Below are 2,158 nucleotides of genomic sequence, written 5' to 3' on the forward strand. Positions count from 1 at the left end.
GTCGTTCCCGTTCTCGATCCCAACGGTCAATATATTGTTCGTTGCGTTAAGGGTAAGTACGTCTATGTTCTGGTCGTCCGTGCCCAAGGAGGACAAGGGTACCGTCAAAGTTCCGTTGCTATCAGTGATGCTCAGGTCGCTCCCCACTACCGCAAAGGCCGTGTTCACCTCGTTGGTGATGCTCCCGTCCACCTCCGTGGCCGTGATCACATAGGGATCCAATGTAGTACCGCTTCCGGTTACCACATTGATGCCGCCACCAGTTACTATCGTTTCAGAACCATCGGCTGTCGGTACAGTTACCGTATTTCCTCCCGAAATAGTCAATTGATCTCCGGCTATGCCCAGGGTCTGGTTGTCAGAATTTAATATTGATTTATCGACCCACTCTACTGTTCCAGTAGCATCGGTGACCAATACCTGGTCGTTACCGCCGCTCAATATGTTTTCTGTCCGTACGGCATTGTCTGCCAATTCTGCATTGGTTATCCCATCGGCCGATACGTCCAAGGTATAGGGGCTAACCGTTGTTCCTGCTCCTGAACGTACCAAAGTGCCATCGGTGGCGTTTGTTACCTCGTTTCCGATTACACCATCATTTTCAGTAACTGTTACGGAGCCAAGATCCACTAATGTCCATTCGGTACCGTCCCATTGCATTACCTGGCCGGAGACCGTACCATCAGCGATATTTTCCAATTGCACCGCATCATCCGCCAGTTTGGCATTGGTAACCGCGTCATCATCCAGTTTTGCCGTTACTATGGATAGGTCCTCTACTTTAAAGGGATCCCCAACGGTTCCTGCTCCTGTAATGGTAACCTGATCGGCAATGGCCGAAAAGCTCGACTTATCAATCCACTCCACCGTTCCGGAAGCATCGGTGACCAATACCTGGTCGTTACCGCCGCTCAATATGTTTTCTGTCTGTACCGCATCGTCCGCCAACTTGGCATTGGTAACCGCGTCATCACCTAATTTTATCGTGGTAACCGCTCCATCGTCCAGTTTTGCCGTTACTATGGATAGGTCCTCTACTTTAAAGGGATCCCCAACAGTTCCTGCTCCTGTTATGGTAACCTGGTCCGCAATGGCCGAAAAGCTCGACTTATCAATCCACTCCACCGTTCCGGAAGCATCGGTGACCAATACCTGGTCGTTACCGCCGCTCAATATGTTTTCTGTCTGAACCGCATCGTCCGCCAACTTGGCATTGGTAACCGCGTCATTACCTAATTTTATTGTGGTCACTGCCCCATCATTCAGTTTTGCCGTTACTATGGAAAGGTCCTCTACTTTAAAGGGATCCCCAACAGTTCCTGCTCCTGTAATGGTAACCTGGTCCGCAATGACCGAAAAGCTCGACTTATCAATCCACTCCACCGTTCCGGAAGCATCGGTGACCAATACCTGGTCGTTACCGCCGCTCAATATGTTTTCTGTCTGTACCGCATCGTCCGCTAATTCTGCATTGGTAATTCCATCGGCCGATACGTCCAAGGTATAGGGACTAACCGTTGTTCCTGCACCTGAACGTACCAAAGTGCCATCGGTGGCGTTTGTCACCTCGTTTCCGATTACACCATCAACTTCCGTTACCGTCACCGAGCCTAAATCTACTAAAATCCAGTCGGTACCGTCCCATTGCATTACCTGCCCGGAGACCGTACCATCAGCGATGTTTTCCAATTGCACCGCATCATCCGCCAATTTAGCATTGGTAACCGCGTCAGGGCCTAGCTTGGAATTTACTATGGAAAGATCCTCTACTTTAAAAGGATCCCCAACAGTTCCTACACCCGTAATCGTTACCTGGTCGGCCAAAACAGCAAAGCTCGACTTATCCACCCAGACCACTGTTCCAGCAGCATCGGTGACCAATACCTGATCGTTACCACCTGAGGAAATATCCTCCGTTAAAATGGTACCGTTCAATATGTTTTCTGTCTGAACCGCATCGTCCGCCAATTTAGCATTGGTCACTGCATCATCGTCCAATTTTGCCGTTACTATGGAAAGATCCTCTACTTTAAAAGGATCCCCAACAGTTCCTGCTCCTGTTATGGTAACCTGGTCCGCAATGGCCGAAAAGCTCGACTTATCAATCCACTCCACCGTTCCGGAAGCATCGGTGACCAATACCTGGTCGTTACCGCCG

Annotated in this window: 1 protein-coding gene; it reads right to left on the reverse strand. The window is 49.9% G+C overall.

Annotated elements, in window-relative coordinates:
- The coding region (locus QSE00_RS25090; RefSeq protein ID WP_286108015.1) for a beta strand repeat-containing protein at nt 1-2,158 on the reverse strand (2,158 nt) is incomplete at both ends.

It is taken from the genome of Arenibacter flavimaris (assembly GCF_030291335.1).
Taxonomy (GTDB): Bacteria; Bacteroidota; Bacteroidia; order Flavobacteriales; family Flavobacteriaceae; genus Arenibacter.